The following is a 20,351-nucleotide window of genomic DNA, read 5'->3' as shown; positions in this document are numbered from 1 at the left end:
CGCCCTTGCGCGTCGTCATCGTCACCATGGACAGCCACCTGGCCGGCGCGGCGCTGCGGGCCCGGGCGGCGCTGCGGGCCGAGATCCGCGGGCTGGAGCTGGTGCTGCACGCCGCCGATACGTGGTGCGGCGACGCGGCGGCGCTGGAGCGCTGCGTCGCGGATATCGGGCGCGCCGACATCGTCATCGCCGCCATGCTGTTCCTCGAGGAGCACATCCAGGCCGTGCTCCCCGCCCTCGAGGCGCGGCGCGAGCAGTGCGACGCCATGCTCTGCATCATGTCCGCCGGCGAGGTGATGCGGCTGACCCGGCTCGGCCGCTTCAGCATGGCCGGCGAGGCGCGCGGCCCCCTGGCGCTGCTGCGGCGGCTGCGCGGCAGCCGGCCCGGCGGCGCCTCCAGCGGCCAGGGCCAGATGCGCATGCTGCGCGAGCTGCCGCGGCTGCTCCGCTTCATCCCCGGCACCGCGCAGGACCTGCGCGTCTACCTGCTGGCCCTGCAATACTGGCTGGCGGGATCGGAGGACAACCTCGCCGGGCTGGTGCGCCTGCTGGCGCGGAGCTACGCGGCCGGGCCGCGCGCCGGCCTGGTCCGCGGCCTCGGCGTCGCGGCGCCGGTGCGCTACCCGGAGACCGGCCTCTACCACCCGCGCCTGCCGGGCCGCATCGGCGAATCGATCGAGGCGCTGCCGCGCGGCGGCGAGGCCGGCACGGTCGGCCTGCTGCTCATGCGCTCCTACGTTCTGGCCGGGAACGCCGCGCATTACGACGGCGCCATCGCCGCCTTCGAGGCGCAGGGGCTGCGGGTGATCCCGGCCTTCGCCAGCGGGCTGGACGCGCGCCCGGCGATGCAGCGCTTCTTCCAGCGCGACGGCCGGCCGCTCGTCGATGCCGTCGTCTCGCTCACCGGCTTCTCGCTGGTCGGCGGCCCCGCCTACAACGATGCCCGGGCCGCCGAGGAGGCGCTGGCCGCGCTCGGCGTGCCCTATGTCGCGGCGCATCCGCTGGAGTTCCAGACGCTGGAGCAGTGGGAGGCCGATTCCCGCGGCCTCACCCCGGTCGAGGCCACGATGATGGTGGCCATCCCCGAGCTCGACGGCGCCACCTGGCCGATGACCTTCGGCGGCCGCGCCGGCGGCGCCGGCGAGGGGGGCTGCGCCATGGCGGTGCATGCCGAGCGGGCGGCGACGCTGGCCGCGCGCGTGGCGCGGCTGGTAGCGCTGCGCCGCAGCGCGCGGGCGGGACGCCGCCTGGCGATCGTGCTGTTCAACTTCCCGCCCAATGCCGGCGCGACGGGCACGGCCGCCTATCTGTCGGTCTTCGAATCGCTGCACCGCACCCTCGGCGCCCTGGCGGCGGCCGGCTATGCGGTGGAGGTGCCGGCGACGGTCGAGGCGCTGCGCGAGCGCGTCCTCGCCGGCAATGCCGCCCGCTTCGGCATGCCGGCCAATGTCGCCGCCCGCATCCCGGTCGATGCGCATGTGCGGCGGGAACGCTGGCTGCCGGAGATCGAGCAGCAATGGGGGCCGGCGCCGGGGCGGCACCAGAGCGATGGCGGCGGCCTGCTCGTGCTCGGCGCCGAGTTCGGCAACGTCTTCGTCGGCGTGCAGCCCGCCTTCGGCTACGAGGGCGACCCGATGCGCCTGCTCTTCGAGCGGAGCTTCGCGCCGACCCACGCCTTCGCCGCCTTCTATCGCTGGATCCGCGAGGAATTCGGCGCCCATGCGGTGCTGCATTTCGGCACCCATGGCGCGCTGGAGTTCATGCCGGGCAAGCAGGCCGGCCTCTCCGCCGCCTGCTGGCCAGACCGGCTGATCGGCGACCTGCCGAATTTCTACCGCTACGCCTCCAACAACCCCTCCGAGGGCACGCTGGCGAAGCGGCGCGCCGGGGCGACCCTGATCAGCTACCTCACCCCGCCGGTCGCCCAGGCCGGGCTGTATCGCGGCCTGCTCGACCTGAAGCTGGCGCTCGGGCGCTGGCGCGCGCTCGCGCCGGGCGAGGAGCGGGGCCCGCTGGCGGGGCTGGTGCAGGCCCAGGCGGCGGCCGTGGACCTCGCCCCGGCCGAGCCGGCCTGGAGCGAGCCGGAGGCCGAGATCGCGCGGCTCGGCACCGCACTGCTCCAGCTGGAATACGCCCTGATCCCGCACGGCCTGCACGTGATCGGCGTGCCGCCGACGCCGACGCAGCGGACCGAGCTGCTCGATGCCGCCGGCATCACCGAGCCGGGCCAGCGCGCGACGCTGGACGCCCTGCTGGCCGAGGACCACGAGACGCCGGCGATCCTGCGGGCGCTGGATGGCGGCTATCTGCGGCCGGCGCCGGGCGGCGACCTGCTGCGCTCCCCGGCGGTGCTGCCGACGGGCCGCAACCTGCACGGCTTCGATCCCTTCCACATCCCGAGCGCCTTCGCGCTCCAGGACGGCGCCCAGCAGGCCGAGCGGCTGCTCGCCCGCCACCGCGCGGAAGCCGGCGGCAGGCTGCCCGAGACGGTGGCGATCGTCCTCTGGGGCACCGACAATCTGAAGACCGAGGGCGGCCCCATCGCCCAGGCGCTGTGGCTGATGGGCGCGGAGCCGCGGCACGACAGCTATGGGCGCCTCGCCGGCACGCGGCTGGTGCCGCTGGAGCGGCTGGGCCGCGCCCGCGTCGATGTGGTGATGACGCTCTCCGGCATCTTCCGCGACCTGCTGCCGATGCAGACGCGGCTGCTGGCGGAGGCGGCGCTGTTCGCCGCCGGCGCGGCGGAGGAGCCGGCGGCGATGAACCCGATCCGCCGCCACGCCCTCGCCTGCCAGGCCGCGCATGGCGGCACGCTGGAGCAGGCGGCGCTGCGCGTCTTCGGCAATGCCGAGGGCGCCTATGGCGCCAACGTCAACCATCTGGTCGACCATGGCGCCTGGGAGGCGGAGGACGAGCTGGCGGAGGCCTATCTGCGCCGCAAGGGCTTCGCCTATGGCGTCGACGGGCGGCCGATGCGCCGCGACGCGGTGCTGCGGCAGATGCTCGGGACCGTCGAGGCCGCCTACCAGAACCTCGACAGCGTGGAGCTCGGCGTCACCACCGTCGACCATTACTTCGACACGCTCGGCGGCATCAGCCGGGCGGTGCAGCGGGCGCGCGGCGCCGGCCCGGTGCCGGTCTATGTCGGCGACCAGACGCGCGGCGAGGGCCGGGTGCGCAGCCTGGCCGAGCAGGTGGCGCTGGAGACCCGCACCCGCGCCCTGAACCCGCGCTGGTACGAGCCGCTGCTGCAGCACGGCCATGAGGGCGTGCGCCAGATCGAGGCGCATGTGACGAACACCGTCGGCTGGTCGGCGACGACCGGGCAGGTCGCGCCCTGGGTGTACCACCACCTGGCGCAGACCTTCATGCTCGACCCGGTGATGCGCGAGCGCATGGCGGAGCTCAACCCGACCGCCTCGGCGCGCATCGCCAACCGGCTGATCGAGGCGCAGCAGCGCCGCTACTGGTCGCCGGACCAGGAGATGCTGGACCGGCTGCGCCGGGCCGGCGAGGAGCTCGAGGACAGGATCGAAGGCGTGGCCGTGGAAGGTGCAGCATGACCGTCATATTCAGGCCCGCCCCCGGTGCCGCGCCCCGCCGCGGCGATGGCGACGGCAGCGTCCAGGTGCATATGGACGCCGCCTCGCGGATCGAGGGCGCCAAGGTCTTCGCCGTCTACGGCAAGGGCGGCATCGGCAAGAGCACCACCTCCTCCAACCTCTCGGTCGCCTTCACCCGGCTCGGCCAGCGGGTGCTGCAGATCGGCTGCGACCCGAAGCACGACAGCACCTTCACCCTGACCAAGCGCCTGGCCCCGACCGTCATCGACGCGCTGGAGGCGGTGGACTTCCACGCCGAGGAGCTGCGCGCCGAGGATTTCGTCTTCGAGGGCTATGGCGGCGTGCTCTGCGTCGAAGCCGGCGGACCGCCGGCCGGCACCGGCTGCGGCGGCTATGTCGTCGGCCAGACGGTGAAGCTGCTGAAGGAGCACCACCTGCTGGAGGAGACCGACGTCGTCATCTTCGACGTGCTCGGCGACGTGGTCTGCGGCGGCTTCGCCGCGCCGCTGCTGCATGCCGACCGGGGACTGATCGTCGCGGCGAACGACTTCGATTCGATCTTCGCGATGAACCGCATCGTCGCCGCCATCGGCGCCAAGGCGAAGAATTACGGCGTGCGGCTGGGTGGCGTCATCGCCAACCGCAGCGCCGGGACGGACCAGATCGAGCGCTACAACCGGGCGACCGGCATGCGCATGCTGGGGCATTTCCCGGATCTCGACGCCATCCGCCGCTCCCGCCTGAAGAAGGCGACGCTGTTCGAGATGGAGGACAGCCCGGAGGTCGAGGTGGCGCGCGCCGAATACCTGCGCCTGGCGGCCACCCTCTGGGCCGGCGTCGCGCCGATCGAGGCGCTGCCGCTGAAGGACCGCGAGATCTTCGACCTGCTGGGGTTCGACTGATGCCGACGGCGAGCTATGCGGAGCGGCGCGGCGAGCTCCGCACCTATTTCGACCGCACCGCGGCGGAGGCCTGGGCGCGGCTGACCTCGGACGCGCCGCTCGGGCGCATCCGCGCCACGGTGCGCGCCGGGCGCGAGGAGATGCGCGCCCTGCTGCTCGGCTGGCTGCCCGCCAGCCTGCCCGGCGCCCGCCTGCTCGATGCCGGCTGCGGCACCGGCGCGCTGGCGGTGGCGGCGGCGCGGCGCGGCGCCAGGGTCGTCGCAGTGGATCTCTCGCCGACCCTGGTCGGCCTGGCGCGCGAGCGCGGCACGGCGACGGCGCCCGGCCAGGTCGAGTTCCATGTCGGCGACATGCTCGACCAGGGCGGCGGCTTCGACCATGCGGTGGCCATGGACAGCCTGATCCACTACCGCGCGCCGGACATGGTGCGGGCGCTGGCCGGGCTGGCCGCGCGCGCCGAGCAGTCGGTGCTCTTCACCTTCGCGCCGCGCACGCCGGCGCTGACGGCGATGCATGCGGTCGGGCGGCTGTTTCCGCGCGGCGACCGCGCCCCGGCGGTCGAGCCGGTGAGCGAGGCGGTGCTGCGGCGGCTGATGGCGCGGGAGCCGGGCCTCGCCGGCTGGCGCCCCGCGCGCACCCGGCGCGTCGCGCGCGGCTTCTACATCTCCCAGGCCATGGAGCTGCGCCGCTCATGATCAGCGCCCGCAGCGCCGCCCGCGCCTGGATCCGGCTGAGCCCCGTCCTGCTGCCCTTCGCCGACGCCGCCTCGCCGGCGCTGCCGATGGCGCGGCTGCTGCGGCTCTCGCTGTTCCAGGTCTCGGTCGGCGTCTGCGCGGTGCTGCTGATCGGCACGCTGAACCGCGTCATGATCGTCGAGCTGGCGGTGCCGGCCGGCCTGGTCGCGGTCATGGTGTCCCTGCCGCTGGTCTTCGCGCCGCTCCGCGCCTTCATCGGCTTCCGCTCGGACACGCACCGCTCGGCGCTCGGCTGGCGCCGGGTGCCCTATCTGTGGTTCGGCACGCTGCTGCAATTCGGCGGCCTGGCGATCATGCCCTTCGCGCTGATCCTGCTCTCCGGCGACACCGAGGGGCCGGCCTGGATCGGCGAGGCGGCGGCGGCGCTCGCCTTCCTCCTGGTCGGCGCCGGGCTGCACACGGTGCAGACCGTGGGGCTCGCCCTGGCGACGGATCTGGCGCCGCCGGCGGCGCAGCCGAAGGTGGTGGCGCTGCTCTCCGTCATGCTGCTCCTCGGCATGCTGGTGGCCGGCCTCGGCTTCGGCCTGCTGCTGGCGGAGTTCAGCCAGCTCCGCCTGATCCAGGTGATCCAGGGCGCCGCGGTGCTGACCATGGCGCTGAACGGCATCGCGCTGTGGAAGCAGGAAGCGCGCGATCCGGGCCGCGCGGCGCGCGCCCCGGCGCAGCCCGGCTTCCGCGAATCCTGGCAGGCGCTGCGGCGCGAGGGGCCCTGGGGCCGCCGCCTGCTCGCCGCCGGCATCGGCACCGCCGCCTTCGGCATGCAGGACATCCTGCTGGAGCCCTATGGCGGGCAGGTCCTCCGCCTCGGCGTCGGCGCCACCACGGCGCTGACGGCGCTGCTGGCGGCGGGCGGCGTCACCGGCTTCGGCCTCGCCATGCGGGCGCTCGACCGCGGCGCCGACCCGCAGCGCCAGGCGGCGCTCGGGGCACTCATCGGCATCGCGGCCTTCGCCACGGTGACGCTGGCGGCGCCCCTGGAATCCGTCCCGGTCTTCGCGCTCGGCGTCGGGCTGATCGGCCTCGGCGCCGGCATCTTCGCGCATGCCACGCTCACCGCCTGCATGCGCATGGCGCCGGCGGGGCAGATCGGCCTCGCCCTCGGCGCCTGGAGCGCGGTGCAGGCGACCGCCGCCGGCACCGCCATCGCCGCCGGCGGGCTGCTGCGCGACGCCGTCGCGGAGCTCGCCGCGGGCGGCGCGCTGGGCGAGGCCCTGGCGATCCCCGCCACCGGCTACGGCGTGGTCTACCTGCTGGAGATCGCGCTGCTCTTCCTCACCCTCGCCGTCATTGGGCCGCTCGTCCGGCCCGTGGCGGCCGGGCATCGCATGCCACCGGCGGCGCAAGCCGCCCATCACCCCGGCTAAGCAACCCGCAGAGCGGAGGTCCCGGATGCCAAGCGCAACCCTCACCAACAGCTTCGATGTCGCGGCGCTCGCGCTCTATTCCTTTTTCCTCTTTTTCATCGGGCTGGTGATCTATCTCCGCCGCGAGGACAAGCGGGAGGGCTATCCCCTCGATTCCGACCGGACCACCAGCTCCGGCGGCCGCGTCGCGGTGCAGGGCTGGCCGCCCGTCCCGCAGCCCAAGAAATACCTCCTGGCGCATGACCCGCGGCCGACCGAGTTCGAGCGGCAGGAGCGCGACCTCACCGGGCTTCTCGCCCCGGCCGCCGGCTTCCCCGGCGCGCCCATGCAGCCGCTCGGCGACCCGATGCGGGATGGCGTCGGTCCCGCCTCCTATGCGGAGCGGCTGGACGTGCCGGACGTGACCTTCGACGAGCAGCTGCCGAAGATCGTGCCGCTGCGGGCCGCCCCCGGCTACCATCTGGCGACGGAGGATCCCGATCCGCGCGGCATGACGGTCATCGCCGCCGACGGCATCGCCACCGGCACCGTGGTGGAGGCCTGGGTCGATCGCTCCGAGACCTTCGTGCGCTTCCTCGAGGTCGAGACGGCGCCGGGCGGGCGGCGCGTGCTGCTGCCCATGATGCTGCTGCGGATCGATCCCGCACGGCGCCTCATCAACGTCAGCTCGGTCACCGCCGCGCAGTTCCTCGCCGCGCCGACGCCGCAGCATCCGGACCAGATCACGCTGCGGGAGGAGGACCGGATCACCGCCTATTTCGCCAGCGGCCATCTCTACGCCACGCCGCAGCGTCTGGGGCCGTTGCTGTGAGGGAGGCTGCCGTGAGGGAGCATGAACACGAACCGTTCCCCGGCCTGCCCGAGGCGCTGCCGGCAGGCGAGACCGTGCTCTGGCAGGGGACGCCGAGCTGGACCGGCCTGGCGCGCCGCACCTTCCGCATCGGCTGGCTGGCCGCCTATTTCGGCGCCATCGCTGCCTGGGGCGCGGCCGCCGTGCTGCAGGAGGGCGGCTCGCCCGGCGCGGCCGCCGCCGCCATGGCCTGGCCGCTGGCCCTCGGCGCCGGCGTGCTGGGACTGGTGACCGGCTTCTGCATCCTGGCGGCGCGGAGCACGCTCTACACCATCACCAACCGGCGGCTGGTGCTGCGGGTCGGCGTCGCGCTGCCGACGACGGTGAACCTGCCCTTTGCCAGCATCCGCAACGCCGGGCTGCGGCCCTGGCGCGGCGGCGGCGACATCCTGCTGACGCTGCTGCCGCCGCACCGCGTCTCCTATGCCGGCCTCTGGCCGCATCTGCGCGGGCTGCGGGTGGCGCAGCCGCAGCCGGTGCTGCGCGCCCTGCCGGATGCCGAGGTGGCGGGGCGCATCCTGGCGCGGGCGCTGGCGACCCATGCGGCGCTGCCGGTGCCCGGGCGGGCGATGCCGGCTTCGGCGCCGGCGCCGGTCGTCCCCCCCGGCACCGCAACGGCCTGACGGGGAGGGCGCCATGCCGCAAGGCCTTGCCGATCGTCTTGCCGCCCGGATCCCCGGCTTCGGGATCGCCGCGCTGCTGGTCACGGTGCTCGCGGCGGTTGCGCTGTCGGGCGGCACGGCCTCGGCGCCGGTCGAGGCCGAGCCGCCGCTGGCGATGCGGACGCTCCGCTTCGCCGATCTGCCGCAGGGCAGCATCGCGGTCCTGGATGCCGCGACCGGCGCCACCCTGGCGCGCTTCACGGCGGGCGAGGGCGGCTTCCTCCGCGGCGGCCTGCGCGGCCTGGTGCGCGAGCGCCGGCTGGACGGCGGCGGCGCCGAGGCGCCCTTCATCCTGGCGGCCTGGCGCGACGGCCGCCTGACCTTCGAGGACAGCACGACCGGCCGCGTCCTCGAGCTGCATGCCTATGGCCAGACCAATGCCGAGGCCTTCGCCCGGTTCCTCACCGCGCGGGAGATGACGCCATGATGGAACGCCTGTCAGCCCTCGGCCGCGGCGGCCGGGCGCGTCGCTTCGAGGTGCCCTGCACCGTCGAGATCGAGCGCAGCGCCGAATGCCTCTACGCCTACGCCATTCCCGAGGGCGTGGAGCTGCGCCCGGGCGACCGCGTGCTGGTGCATGGCGCGCCCGGCCATATCGGCTTCGGCGAGAGCACGCGCTTCGAGACGCGGGCGACGGTGCTGCGCGCCGGCCCGCTGGAGCGCGCCTGGACCCGCTTCGCCGCGATCCTTGAGCTCGCCGAGCTCTACCATGTGGGCTTCGAGCCCGAGGGGGCCGTATGAACGCCGTCACCCATGGCGCCCGCGCCGCGGCGCCGCTGAACGAGACCACCCGCATCGCCACCACCGACACGGTGCTCTCGCCGCGCTTCTACACCACGGATTTCGCGGCGGTGGACCGCATCAGCGTGGAATCGATCCGCGCCGACTGGGACCTGCTGATGGCGGAGTTCCGCGCCGACCCGAACCGCGGCCACTTCACCCGGACCGAGGCCTTCGATGCCTTCCGCATGGCGGATCTGCCGGAGGGTTTGCAGAAGGAGCTGCTGGATTTCCTCGTCAGCTCCGTCACCGCCGAATTCTCCGGCTGCGTGCTCTATGCCGAGATCAAGAAGCGCGTGCGCAACCCGGACATGCAGGCGCTGTTCGGCTACATGGCGCGCGACGAATCGCGGCATGCCGGCTTCATCAACGACACGCTGAAGGATCTCGGCGTGGGCGTGGATCTCGGCTTCCTCACCCGGGCGAAGAAGTACCACTACTTCACGCCCAAATTCATCTTCTACGCCACCTATCTCAGCGAGAAGATCGGCTACGCCCGCTACATCACCATCTTCCGGCAGTTCGAGCGGCATCCGGAGCTGCGCTTCCACCCGATCTTCCTGTGGTTCGAGAAGTGGTGCAACGACGAGTTCCGGCACGGCGAGGCCTTCGCCCTGCTGCTGCGCGCCAACCCCGCGCTGGTGCAGGGCAGGAACCGGCTCTGGTGCCGCTTCTTCCAGCTCGCCGTCTTCGCCACCATGTATGTGCGCGACCATGCCCGGCCGGAATTCCACAAGGCGCTGGGCCTGACGCCGACCGAGTACGACATGCAGGTCTTCCGCGTCACCGAGGCGATCTGCCGCCAGGTCTTCCCCGACACGCTCGACATCGACAACCCCGCCTTCCTGCGCGGGCTGGAGCGGCTGCGCCGGATCGGCGAGGGGATGGCGGCGGCACGGGCCGCGGGCGGCCTCGGCGGGCGGCTGCGGCGCCTCGGCCTCGGCGCGGCGGCGGCGGCGAGCTTCGCGCGGCTCTACCTGCTGCGGCCGCGCCGGCACGCCCTGCCGGATCAGGTGCGCATGGCGCCGGCCTGGTAGGGAAGGGGGCTGGCCATGCTCGATTACGGGCTCCCCGCGCTCACCGCCCTCTTCCTGTGGTGGTTCAGCACCGGGCTGATCCTGCATCTCGACGGTCTCCGCCCGGAGACCTTCCGCTGGAGCATGGCGGCCGCCACCCTGCTGCTGCTCGCAGCCCTCTGGGGCCTCGACGGCGTGGCGGATGACGACACGCCCCGCGGCGCCTATCTCGCCTTCGGCTGCGCCCTGCTCTGCTGGGCCTGGATCGAGCTCGGCTTCCTGACCGGCTGGATCACCGGGCCGCGGCGGGAGGCGCTGCCGCCCGGCGCCACCGGCTGGCCGCGGCTGCGCGCCGCCCTGGCGGCGGTGCTCTGGCACGAGCTGGCCATCCTCGGCGTCGGCATCCTGGTGCTGGCGGTCTGCTGGGGGCGGCCGAACATGGTCGGCGCCTGGACCTTCCTCGTGCTCTGGATCATGCGCACCAGCGCCAAGCTCAATCTCTTCCTCGGGGTGCGCAACCCGGGCGAGGGCTTCCTGCCGGCGCATCTGCGCTATCTCGGCAGCTATTTCGCGCGCCGCCCGATGAACCTGCTCTTCCCGGTCTCGGTCACGCTCGGCACCCTGGCCTGCGCGGCGCTGCTGCACGATTTCCTCGCCCCCGCCACCGGCCCCGAACGGGCCGCCGGCGCCGGCCTCGTCGCCACCCTGCTGGCGCTCGGCGTGCTGGAGCACTGGTTCCTGGTGCTGCCGATCCCGGTCGAGGCGCTGTGGCGCTGGGGCCTGCGCTCGCGCGGCGGCGCGCCGGCGCGGATCGCTAGCTGGGACCCGGGCCTCGGCGGGCCGCTCGATTCCCGCTCGCTGCGGCGGCTGCTGGACGAGGTGGCGGCCGGCGCCTTCGGCCAGGTGGAAAGCCTGCGCGGCGTGGTGCGGACCGGCTCGGGCTGGATCGGCTTCAGCCTCGCCGGCGGCCGGCCGCGGCTCGAGGACCGGGAGGCGGGCACGGAGCCGGCGCGCGTGGTGGCGATCGGCCGGGCCCTCGACGAGGCGCGGCTGCGCGCCGCCTTCGCCGCCTGTGCCCGGCCGGCGGCGCCGTGATGGGCCGCGTCATGAATCATCGGAACGCCAAGGGAGGTCCCATGCAGTACGAAGCCTTCTTCCGCCGGCAGCTTGACGGCCTGCGCCGCGAGGGGCGTTACCGCGTCTTCGCCGATCTCGAGCGTCAGGCCGGCCGCTTCCCGCGCGCGGCGCGCGACGGCGGCGCCGGCGAGGTGACGGTCTGGTGCTCCAACGACTATCTCGGCATGGGCCAGCATCCGGCGGTGCTGGAGGCGATGCAGGAGGCGCTCCTGCGCTGCGGCGCCGGCGCCGGGGGCACCCGCAACATCGCCGGCACCAACCACCACCACGTCCTGCTGGAGCAGGAGCTCGCGGCCCTGCACGGGGCCGAGGCGGCGCTGCTGTTCAACTCGGGCTACATGTCGAACTGGGCGACGCTCTCGACGCTGGCAGGGCGGATGCCCGGCTGCGTCGTGCTGTCCGACGAGCTGAACCATGCCTCGATGATCGAGGGCATCCGCCACAGCCGGGCGCAGTGCCGCGTCTTCCGCCACAACGACCCCGAGGATCTCGACCGCCGGCTCTCGGATCTCGAGCCGGGAACGCCGAAGCTGATCGCCTTCGAGAGCGTCTATTCCATGGATGGCGACGTCGCGCCGATCGCCGAGATCTGCGACGTGGCCGAGGCGCATGGCGCCATGACCTATCTCGACGAGGTGCATGCGGTCGGCCTCTACGGCCCGACGGGCGGCGGCATCGCCGAGCGCGAGGGGCTGGCGCACCGGCTGACGGTGATCGAGGGCACGCTCGCCAAGGCCTTCGGCGTGATCGGCGGCTACATCGCCGGCTCGGCGGCGATGTGCGACTTCGTCCGCAGCTTCGCCTCCGGCTTCATCTTCACCACCTCCCTGCCGCCGCATGTGGCGGCCGGCGCGCTGGCGAGCATCCGCCATCTCCGGGCGAGCGGCGCCGAGCGCGCCCTGATGCACGACCGGGTGGCGCTGCTGCGCCGCCGGCTGGACGAGGCCGGGCTGCCGCATCTGGCGAATCCCAGCCACATCGTCCCGGTGATGGTGGGCGATCCGGTGCAGTGCAAGCGCATCAGCGACCTGCTGCTGGAGCAGCACGGCATCTACGTGCAGCCGATCAACTACCCGACCGTGCCGCGCGGCACCGAGCGGCTGCGGCTGACGCCCTCGCCGCTGCACAGCGAGGCGGATATCGAGCATCTGGTCACCGCCCTGGCCGGGATATGGGCGGAGCTCAGCCTCAGGCGCGCCGCATGACGGGTCCCGTCAACGGCGCCATCAACGGCGCCGCCGCCCACCCGCCGCCGCGTCGCGCCGCCGCGCCCCGCCCGGCCCGCGCCGCGGCGCGGGCGGCCCCGAAGGAGGCGGCATCGGGGCGGCGCACCCCCTATCCCTTCTCGGCCCTCGTCGGGCAGGAGGAGATGCGGCTCGCCCTGCTCGCCGCCGCGGTCGATCCCGGCATCGGCGGCGTGCTCGTCTTCGGCGACCGCGGCACCGGGAAATCCACCGCCGTGCGGGCCCTGGCCGCCCTGCTGCCGCCGATGCGCGCCGTGCGCGGCTGCCGCTATGCCTGCGACCCGGCCGACCGCGCCGGCTGCGAGGACTGCCGCGCCCGCCGGTCGCGCGGCGCCCTGCCCACGCACAGCTTGCCGGTGCCGGTCATCGACCTGCCGCTCGGCGCGACCGAGGACCGCGTCGTCGGCACCCTCGACCTGGAGCGGGCGCTGGCCGCCGGGGTGAAGTCCTTCGAGCCCGGGCTGCTGGCCCGCGCGCATCGCGGCTTCCTCTACATCGACGAGGTGAACCTGCTGGAGGATCATCTGGTCGACCTGCTGCTCGACGTCGCCGCCTCCGGCGAGAACCTGGTCGAGCGCGACGGCCTCAGCATCCGCCATCCCGCCCGCTTCGTCCTGGTCGGCAGCGGCAATCCGGAGGAGGGCGAGCTGCGGCCGCAGCTCCTCGACCGCTTCGGCCTCTCGGTCGAGATCCGCACGCCGGAGGTGCTGGCGGACCGCGTCGAGGTGATCCGCCGCCGCGATGCCTTCGAGCGCGAGCCGGAGGGCTTCGCCGCGCTCTGGGCCGAGGAGGAGGCGGCGACGCGGCAGCGCATCGCCGAGGCGCGCGGCCGCATCGGCGCCATGGCGACGCCCGTCGCCATCCTCGAGGCCGCGGCGCGGCTCTGCCTGGCGCTCGGCACGGACGGGCTGCGCGGCGAGCTGACGCTGGTGCGCGCGGCGCGGGCGGTGGCGGCGCTGGAGGGCGAGGCGGCGGTGACGCTGGCGCATCTGCGCCGCGTCGCCCCGGCGGCGCTGCGCCACCGGCTGCGCCGCAACCCGCTGGACGAGGCGGCCTCGACCACCCGCGTCGAGCGGGCGATGGCCGAGGTGCTGGGCGCGTGACCACGGCGCCGCCCAAGGTCGCGCCGGGAGCCGCGCCCGAGACCGGGGCGGAGGCCGCGCTGGTCGCGGCGTTGCTGGCCCTCGACCCGGTGGGGCTGGGCGGCGTGGCCCTGCGCGGCCCGCCCGGGCCGGCGCGCGAGGCCTGGCTGGCGCTGCTGCGGCGGCTGTTGCCGCGCGAGGCGCCCTGGCGGCGGGTGCCGCCGGGCGTGGCCGATGGCCGGCTGCTGGGCGGCCTCGACCTGCCGGGCACGCTGCAGGCGGGGCGGCGGATCGCCGAACGCGGGCTGCTGGCCGAGGCGGATGGCGGGGTGCTGCTGCTCGCCATGGCCGAGCGCCTGCCGGCGGCCACGGCGCTGCGCCTCGCCGCGGCGCTCGATACCGGCGAGGTGCGGGTGGAGCGCGACGGCCTGGCCCTCTGCCAGCCCGCGCGGCTCGGCCTGGTGGCGCTGGACGAGGGGCTGGAGGAGGAGCGGCCGCCCGTCGCGCTGCTCGATCGCCTCGCCTTCCATCTCACGCTCGATGGCGCGCCGCCCGACGCGGCCGCGCCGGCCTCCCTGCGCGCGGCGCGGGCCCGGCTGCGCCGCTTGCCACCCCCCGCGCCGGCGGTGATCGAGGCGCTCTGCGCCACCGCGGTCGCGCTCGGCATCGCCTCGCTGCGGGCGCCGCTGCTGGCGCTGCGGGCGGCGCAGGCGGCGGCGGCGCTGGCCGGGCGCCGGGCGGTGGAGGCGGCGGATGCTGCGCTCGCCGCCCGCCTGGTCCTGGCCCCGCGCGCGACCCGGCTGCCGGCGCCCGAGGAGGCGGCGGAGGAGGAGGAAGCCGCGGAGGCGAGGCCGCCCGAGGCGACCCCCGAGGCGGCGCCCGGCGAGGCCGCGGCCCAGACGCTGCCCGATGTAGTGCTCGCCGCCGCCCGCGCCGCCCTGCCGCCGGAACTGCTGGCGCACCTCGCCGCCGCCGCGCCGGTCGCCGGCGCCGGTGCCGGCGGCGAGGGCCGCAAGGGGCCGGCGCGGCAGGCGGCGCGGCGTGGCCGGCCGGTCGGGACGCGGGCCGGCGATCCCCGCGCCGGCTTCCGGCTCAGCCTCGTCGAGACGTTGCGCGCGGCGGCCCCCTGGCAGCGGCTGCGCGGCGCCGGTGGGGCAGGGGCGCGCATCGCGGTGCGGCGGGAGGATTTTCGCGTCCTCCGCCTGCGCCGCCCGGCCGAGACCACGACGGTCTTCGTGGTGGATGCCTCCGGCTCCGCCGCCCTGCACCGGCTGGCCGAGGCGAAGGGCGCGGCGGAGCTGCTGCTGGCCGCCTGCTATGCGCGCCGCGACCGGGTGGCGCTGATCAGCTTCCGCGGCAGCGGCGCCGAGCTGCTGCTGCCGCCGACCCGTTCCCTGGTCCGGGCGCGGCGCTGCCTCGCCGCCTTGCCGGGCGGCGGCGGCACGCCCCTGGCCCTCGGGCTGGAGGCGGCGCGGGCCCTGGCGGCCACCGAGCGGCGGCAGGGCCGCACGCCGCTGCTGGTGTTGCTGACCGATGGCCGCGCCAACATCTCGCGCGAGGGGCGGGCCGCCGGCCGCGCCCAGGCCGAGGCGGATGCGCTGGCCGCCGGGCGGGCGCTGCGGCGGGAGGGCTGCGCCGGCGCCGTGCTGCTGGTGGACATGGCGCCGCGGCCGCAGGCCTTCGCGCGCGACCTGGCCGAGGCGCTCGGGGCGCCGCATCTGCCCCTGCCCGCCGCCGATCCCGCCCTCCTCTCGGCCGCGGTGCAGCGGACCGCGGCGCGGCTGGTGGCGGGGCATGGCGCGGCGGCGTGAGCGACCATCCGACCTGGGACCGGGAGGGCCGCGACTGGCCCAACCGCGCCGCCAGCCGCTTCGTCGAGGCCGGCGGCCTGCGCTGGCACGTGCAGGTGATGGGCGAGGGGCCGGTGCTGCTGCTGCTGCACGGCACCGCGGCGGCGACGCATTCCTGGCGCGACCTGGCGCCGCTGCTGGCGCGGCATTTCACCGTGGTGGCGCCGGACCTGCCGGGTCATGGTTTCACCGCCATGCCGCCGGCGGGCGGCCTCACCCTGCCGGGGATGGCGGCGCTGGTGGGGGCGCTGCTGCGCCGCCTCGACCTCGCCCCGGCGCTGGCCGCCGGGCATTCCGCCGGGGCCGCGGTGCTGCTGCGCATGGCGCTGGACGGGCGCATCGCGCCGCGCGCCGTCATCGGGCTGAACGCGGCGCTGCTGCCGATCGGGCGCGAGCATGCCGGCTTCTTCCGCGGCGCCGCGCGGCTGCTCGCCGGCCTCTCCTTCGTGCCGCGCGCCTTCGCCTGGCTCGCCTCCGAGCGCGGCGTGGCGGAGCGGCTGCTGCGCGACACCGGCTCGCGGATCGGGCCGCGGGGGGTCGAGTTCTATGCCCGGCTGCTGCGCCGGCCGGGGCATCTCCGCGCCGCGCTCGGCATGATGGCGGGCTGGGATCTGCGGCCGCTGCTGCAGGACCTGCCGCGCCTGCCGATGCCGCTGGTCCTGGTGGTGGGTGAGGGCGACCGCACCATCCCGCCCGGCGATGCGCTGCGGCTGCGGGGGATGCTGCGGACGGCGGAGGTGGTGCGGCTGCCCGGCCTCGGGCATCTCGCGCATGAGGAAAGGCCGGAGGCGGTCGCCGCCATCCTGGAGCGCTGGGCGCCGGTGCCGGAGGCGCGGAAGCTCGACCGGTGCGGCCTGCCGGAGCGGTGACGCCGGCGGCCGGGCCAGACGCCGGACCATGCTCCGTTCCCGCGGGTTCGCGGAGCATGGTCCGGCTCATGGTCTGGTCGCGTGATGCAGGCCTTCGGTGATCCCACCCCAGGCGATCACGCTCCAGGGGTGGTGCGATCGTGGCGCGGGGAGCGCGGCATGGCGGAGCAGGCGTCGAAGGGCGAGGGCGATGCGGCGGAGCCGCGCCGCCTGCCGCCGGAGCATCCCTGGCGGGTGGCGCTGACGGAGGAGCTGCATGCGCGGCCGACCGAGCCGATCGTCGCGCCGGCCCGGCTCTCCTTCCTCGCCCTGCTCTGCGAGGAGCCGGAGCGGGAGGCCGCCTGGGCGGCGATGCGCGACCTCGCGCAGCGCCACGGCGCGCCGCCGCCGCCGCCCGGCGCCGTGCATTACAGCGCCGAGCTGGGCGGCTTCCGCGTGAAATGGGAGCTGCACACCGAATTCTATCGCTGCGTCGTCCTGCAGCCCGGCGCCGAGCCGGAGCACCCCTTCGCCGCCCCGGCCATCGACGCGCTGCCGGCCGACTGGGTGGCGGCGCTGCCCGGCCGGCTCATCGCCGCCGGGCATCTGGTGCTGCTGCGCGGCGCGCCGGACCTGCCGCGGCTCGACCTGGCCACGGCGGCGCGGCATGTCTCCGGCGGCGTGGTGGCCGGCTCCGCCCTCGCCGGCGGCGCCGCGACGGTGCTGAGCGATTTCCGCCTGCATGCCGATGGCTTCGCCCGCTTCCTCATCGAGGACCGGGCGATGACCCGGCGCCAGGCCGGGCGGATGATGCAGCGCCTGATCGAGATCGACATCTACCGCGCCATGGCCCAGCTCGCCCTGCCGGTGGCGCGCGCGCTCGCCCCCGTCCTCACGCGCTTCGAGCAGACGCTGTCGGAGATCGCCGCGACGCAGGTGGAGGGCGGCGAGGCGGGGGAGGCGGCGCTGCTCGACCGGCTCACCCGACTGGCCGCCGATGTCGAGAGCTGGCACGCCCGCACGCGGTTCCGCTTCGATGCCGGCGCCGCCTATTACGCGCTGGTCGAGCGCCGCCTCGCCGAGCTGCGCGAGCTGCGGATCGAGGGCTTCTCGACCCTGCAGGAATTCCTCGACCGGCGCCTGGCGCCGGCCAGGGCCACCTGCATCGCCGTGGCGCGGCGGCACGAGGCGCTGTCGCAGCACGTGGCGCGGGCGACGCAGCTTCTCTCCACCCGCGTCGGGGTGACGCGGGAGCGCCAGGCGCAGGCGCTGCTCGCCTCGATGGACCGACGCGGCCAGCTGCAGCTGCATCTGCAGCAGACGGTGGAGGGGCTCTCCATCGCCGCCATCACCTACTACATCACGGGTCTCCTCGCCTATCTGGCCAAGGGCGCGAAATCCGCCGGCGTCCTCAAGCTCGACCCGGAGCTGGTCGCGGCGGCCGGCATCCCGGTCGTGGCGCTCGCCGTCGGCCTCGGCATCCTGCGCATCCGCCGGAGCCTGTCGCGGCATGGCTGAGACCGGGCGCAGGCCGATCTCACCATCCTGCGCCCAGCCTTTGGCATGAGCCCGCTTTTGCGCTGGCGGCATCTGTCAGACCAAGTTTACAGTCGCGACTGTCATGCTGAACGCCGCAACCCTCGACGCCGCACCGCCCCCTGAGTCGCCCCCGGGCGAGGCGCGGCCGGGGCCGGACCCCGCCCGGCCGCATGCGGTGGTCATCGGCAGCGGCTTCGGCGGCCTCGCCGCGGCGGTGCGGCTCGGCGCCCGCGGCTACCGCGTCACGGTGCTGGAGCGGCTGCCGAGCCTCGGCGGCCGCGCCCGCGTGCACCGGCAGGATGGCTTCACCTTCGATGCCGGCCCGACCATCGTCACCGCGCCGCAGCTCTTCGCCGAGCTCTGGACGCTGTGCGGCCGCCGCATGGAAGACGACGTGACGCTGCGGCCGCTCTCGCCCTTCTACCGCATCCATTTCGACGACGGCGCGCAATTCGCCTGCTCCGGCGATGCCGCGGCGATGCGGGCCGAGGTGACGCGGCTCAGCCCCGGCGACCTGGCGGGCTACGAGGCCTTCATGCGCATGAGCGAGACGCTCTGCCGCGTCGGCTTCGAGGAACTCGGCGACCAGCCCTTCGGCGCGCCGCGCGACATGCTGCGGGTGCTGCCGGCGCTGGTCCGCCTCGGCGCCTGGCGCTCCGTGCATGCGCTGGTGGCGCGGCATGTGCGCGACGACCGGCTGCGCGCCGCGCTCTCCTTCCATCCGCTGCTGATCGGCGGCAATCCCTTCGCGGCCAGCGCCCTCTACGGGCTGATCGCGCATCTGGAGCGGCGCTGGGGCGTGCACTGGGTGATGGGCGGCACCGGCCGGCTGGTCGAGGGGCTGGCCGGGCTCATCCGCGGCCAGGGCGGCACGCTGCGCTGCGGCGCCGAGGTGGCGGAGATCCTGCTGCGCGACGGGCGGGCCTGCGGCGTGCGGCTGGCCGATGGCGCGACGCTCGCCGCCGACATCGTCGTCTCCAACGCCGATTCCGCCTGGACCTACCGGCACCTGCTGCCCGGCCTGCGGCGGCGGCGCTGGACCGACCGGCGGCTGGCGCGGGCGCGCTCCTCCATGGGGCTCTTCGTCTGGTATTTCGGCACCCGCCGGCGCTACCCGGCGGTGGACCACCACAGCATCCTGCTCGGCCCGCGCTATCGCGGGCTGCTCGACGACATCTTCCGCCGCCGCGTGCTGCCGGCGGATTTCAGCCTCTATCTGCACCGGCCGACGGCGACCGACCCCGCCATGGCGCCGCCCGGCGCCGATGCCTTCTACGCCCTGGTGCCGGTGCCGCATCTCGGCGCCGGGATCGACTGGGCGCGCGAGGCCGAGCCCTTCCGCCGCGCCATCGCCCGCCGCCTGTCGGCGACCCTGCTGCCGGGGCTGGAGGATGCGGTGGTGACCTCGCGCGTCACGACGCCGCAGGATTTCGCCACCGACCTCCTTGCCTATCGCGGCGCCGGCTTCGGCCTCGAGCCCATCCTGACGCAGAGCGCCTGGTTCCGGCCGCACAACCGCAGCGAGGAGGTGGAGCGGCTCTACCTGGTCGGGGCGGGGACGCATCCCGGGGCGGGGCTGCCCGGCGTCCTCTCCTCGGCCCGCATTCTCGACAAGGTGGTGCCGCATGCCCATGCGTTGGCCTGACAGCCCGGCCGCCGCGGCCGCGGCGCGCGCCGATCTCGCCGCCTGCCGCGCCCTGCTCCGCGGCGGCTCGCGCAGCTTCCAGATGGCCTCGCTGCTGCTGCCGAAGCGGGTGGCGCGGCCGGCGGCGGCGCTCTACGCCTTCTGCCGCCTCGCCGACGACGCCATCGACGGCACGGAGCCGGGCATGGGCGCCGGCGGCGCCCGCGAGGCGGCCCTGGCCGGGCTGCAGGCGCGGCTGCACGCCGCCTATGCCGGACGGCCTGCCGCCCTGCCGGCGGACCGCGCCTTCGCCCTCGTCGTCGCGCAGCATGGCATCCCGCGCGCCTTGCCGGAGGCGCTGCTGGAGGGGCTCGCCTGGGATGCCGCGGGACGGCGCTACCCCAGCCTGGCGGCGCTCGAGGACTACGCGGCGCGGGTGGCCGGCGCGGTCGGCGCCATGATGGCCCTGCTGATGGGCGCACGGGGGGGAGAGGCGCTGGCGCGCGCCAGCGATCTCGGCGTGGCCATGCAGCTCACCAACATCGCCCGCGATATCGGCGAGGATGCGCGCGCCGGCCGGCTCTACCTGCCGCTGGACTGGCTGCGGGAGGCCGGGCTGGCGCCGGAGGCCTTCCTCGCCGCGCCGGCCTTCCAGCCCGGCCTCGGCACGGTCGTCGCCCGGCTGCTGCGGCGGGCGGACTGGCTCTATGCCCGGGCGGAAGCCGGCATCGCCCTGCTGCCGGCGGATTGCCGCCCCGGCATCGCCGCGGCGCGGCTGCTCTATGCCGAGATCGGCCGGCAGGTGGAGCGGCAGGGGCTCGATTCCGTCGCGGCGCGGGCGGTGGTGCCGGCCCGGCGCAAGGCCGCGCTGCTGCTGCGCAGCGCCGCGCTGGCGTTGCGGGCCGCGCCGGCGCCGGCGGCGCCGCCGCTCGCGGCCAACCGCTTCCTGCTGCGGGCGAGCGCCGCCGAGGCGCTGCCGCCGGAGGCGCCGCTGCCCGGCGCCTTCGACATCCCGGCCCGCCTCGCCCGGGTGCTGCACCTGTTCGAGCGGCTGGAGCGGCGCGACCGCGCGCACCGGCCCGCCGGCTTCGAGGGGCTGTCCGACGGCTTGTCCGATCCGGCGCGGGCGGGGTGA

At 75.4% G+C, this 20,351-nt stretch carries 17 protein-coding genes; all 17 read left to right on the top strand.

What is annotated here, in order from left to right; translation table 11 throughout:
• Positions 1-5 precede the first annotated feature (5 nt).
• Positions 6-3,563 (top strand): magnesium chelatase subunit H, encoded by a 3,558-nt coding sequence (locus DOO78_RS18020; RefSeq protein WP_456309653.1) that lies wholly within the window; start codon positions 6-8, stop codon positions 3,561-3,563.
• The gene (gene bchL / locus DOO78_RS18015; RefSeq protein ID WP_111471253.1) at positions 3,560-4,465 is read left to right on the top strand and encodes a ferredoxin:protochlorophyllide reductase (ATP-dependent) iron-sulfur ATP-binding protein; all 906 of its coding nucleotides are present in this window, start codon (positions 3,560-3,562) and stop codon (positions 4,463-4,465) included. The genes DOO78_RS18020 and bchL overlap by 4 nt, the downstream gene beginning before the upstream one ends.
• A complete protein-coding gene (gene bchM, locus DOO78_RS18010; protein ID WP_111471252.1) occupies positions 4,465-5,160 on the top strand; it encodes a magnesium protoporphyrin IX methyltransferase in 696 nt (231 codons plus the stop codon). The genes bchL and bchM overlap by 1 nt, the downstream gene beginning before the upstream one ends.
• Complete coding sequence (locus DOO78_RS18005) at positions 5,157-6,584, top strand: BCD family MFS transporter (RefSeq protein ID WP_111471251.1); 1,428 nt, start codon at positions 5,157-5,159, stop codon at positions 6,582-6,584. The genes bchM and DOO78_RS18005 overlap by 4 nt, the downstream gene beginning before the upstream one ends.
• Positions 6,585-6,609: 25 nt before the next feature.
• Positions 6,610-7,395, top strand: coding sequence for a photosynthetic reaction center subunit H (gene puhA, locus DOO78_RS18000; RefSeq protein ID WP_111471250.1), 786 nt, complete (start codon positions 6,610-6,612; stop codon positions 7,393-7,395).
• 11 nt (positions 7,396-7,406) lie between these two features.
• On the top strand, positions 7,407-8,057 hold the full coding sequence (gene puhB / locus DOO78_RS17995) for a photosynthetic complex putative assembly protein PuhB (RefSeq protein WP_111471249.1): 651 nt from the start codon (positions 7,407-7,409) through the stop codon (positions 8,055-8,057).
• A gap of 13 nt (positions 8,058-8,070) precedes the next feature.
• Complete coding sequence (puhC, locus tag DOO78_RS17990; RefSeq protein WP_207802957.1) at positions 8,071-8,523, top strand: photosynthetic complex assembly protein PuhC; 453 nt, start codon at positions 8,071-8,073, stop codon at positions 8,521-8,523.
• Positions 8,520-8,837 carry a hypothetical protein gene (locus DOO78_RS17985; protein WP_207802956.1) on the top strand — a complete coding sequence of 106 codons (318 nt, stop codon included), beginning with the start codon at positions 8,520-8,522 and terminating at the stop codon, positions 8,835-8,837. The genes puhC and DOO78_RS17985 overlap by 4 nt, the downstream gene beginning before the upstream one ends.
• A complete protein-coding gene (gene acsF / locus DOO78_RS17980; protein ID WP_111471247.1) occupies positions 8,834-9,913 on the top strand; it encodes a magnesium-protoporphyrin IX monomethyl ester (oxidative) cyclase in 1,080 nt (359 codons plus the stop codon). Before DOO78_RS17985 ends, acsF begins: the two co-directional genes overlap by 4 nt.
• Before the next feature lie 15 nt (positions 9,914-9,928).
• Positions 9,929-10,987, top strand: coding sequence for a putative photosynthetic complex assembly protein PuhE (gene puhE / locus DOO78_RS17975; protein ID WP_111471246.1), 1,059 nt, complete (start codon positions 9,929-9,931; stop codon positions 10,985-10,987).
• A 41-nt stretch (positions 10,988-11,028) separates the two neighbouring features.
• Positions 11,029-12,234, top strand: coding sequence for a 5-aminolevulinate synthase (gene hemA, locus DOO78_RS17970; RefSeq protein ID WP_111471245.1), 1,206 nt, complete (start codon positions 11,029-11,031; stop codon positions 12,232-12,234).
• Positions 12,231-13,376 (top strand): magnesium chelatase ATPase subunit I, encoded by a 1,146-nt coding sequence (bchI, locus tag DOO78_RS17965; protein ID WP_111471244.1) that lies wholly within the window; start codon positions 12,231-12,233, stop codon positions 13,374-13,376. Before hemA ends, bchI begins: the two co-directional genes overlap by 4 nt.
• A complete protein-coding gene (locus tag DOO78_RS17960; protein ID WP_111471243.1) occupies positions 13,373-15,166 on the top strand; it encodes a magnesium chelatase subunit D in 1,794 nt (597 codons plus the stop codon). The genes bchI and DOO78_RS17960 overlap by 4 nt, the downstream gene beginning before the upstream one ends.
• A complete protein-coding gene (gene bchO / locus DOO78_RS17955) occupies positions 15,163-16,074 on the top strand; it encodes an alpha/beta fold hydrolase BchO (RefSeq protein WP_111471242.1) in 912 nt (303 codons plus the stop codon). The genes DOO78_RS17960 and bchO overlap by 4 nt, the downstream gene beginning before the upstream one ends.
• 159 nt (positions 16,075-16,233) lie before the next feature.
• Positions 16,234-17,571 carry a DUF3422 family protein gene (locus DOO78_RS17950; protein WP_111471241.1) on the top strand — a complete coding sequence of 446 codons (1,338 nt, stop codon included), beginning with the start codon at positions 16,234-16,236 and terminating at the stop codon, positions 17,569-17,571.
• 103 nt (positions 17,572-17,674) lie between these two features.
• Complete coding sequence (gene crtI, locus DOO78_RS17945; RefSeq protein ID WP_111471240.1) at positions 17,675-19,237, top strand: phytoene desaturase family protein; 1,563 nt, start codon at positions 17,675-17,677, stop codon at positions 19,235-19,237.
• Positions 19,218-20,351 carry a phytoene/squalene synthase family protein gene (locus tag DOO78_RS17940; RefSeq protein WP_111471239.1) on the top strand — a complete coding sequence of 378 codons (1,134 nt, stop codon included), beginning with the start codon at positions 19,218-19,220 and terminating at the stop codon, positions 20,349-20,351. The genes crtI and DOO78_RS17940 overlap by 20 nt, the downstream gene beginning before the upstream one ends.

It is taken from the genome of Roseicella frigidaeris (assembly GCF_003258945.1).
GTDB lineage: Bacteria > Pseudomonadota > Alphaproteobacteria > Acetobacterales > Acetobacteraceae > Paracraurococcus > Paracraurococcus frigidaeris.
Note: the sequence above shows the minus strand (reverse complement) of the source record. Positions and strands in the feature narration are given on the sequence as shown.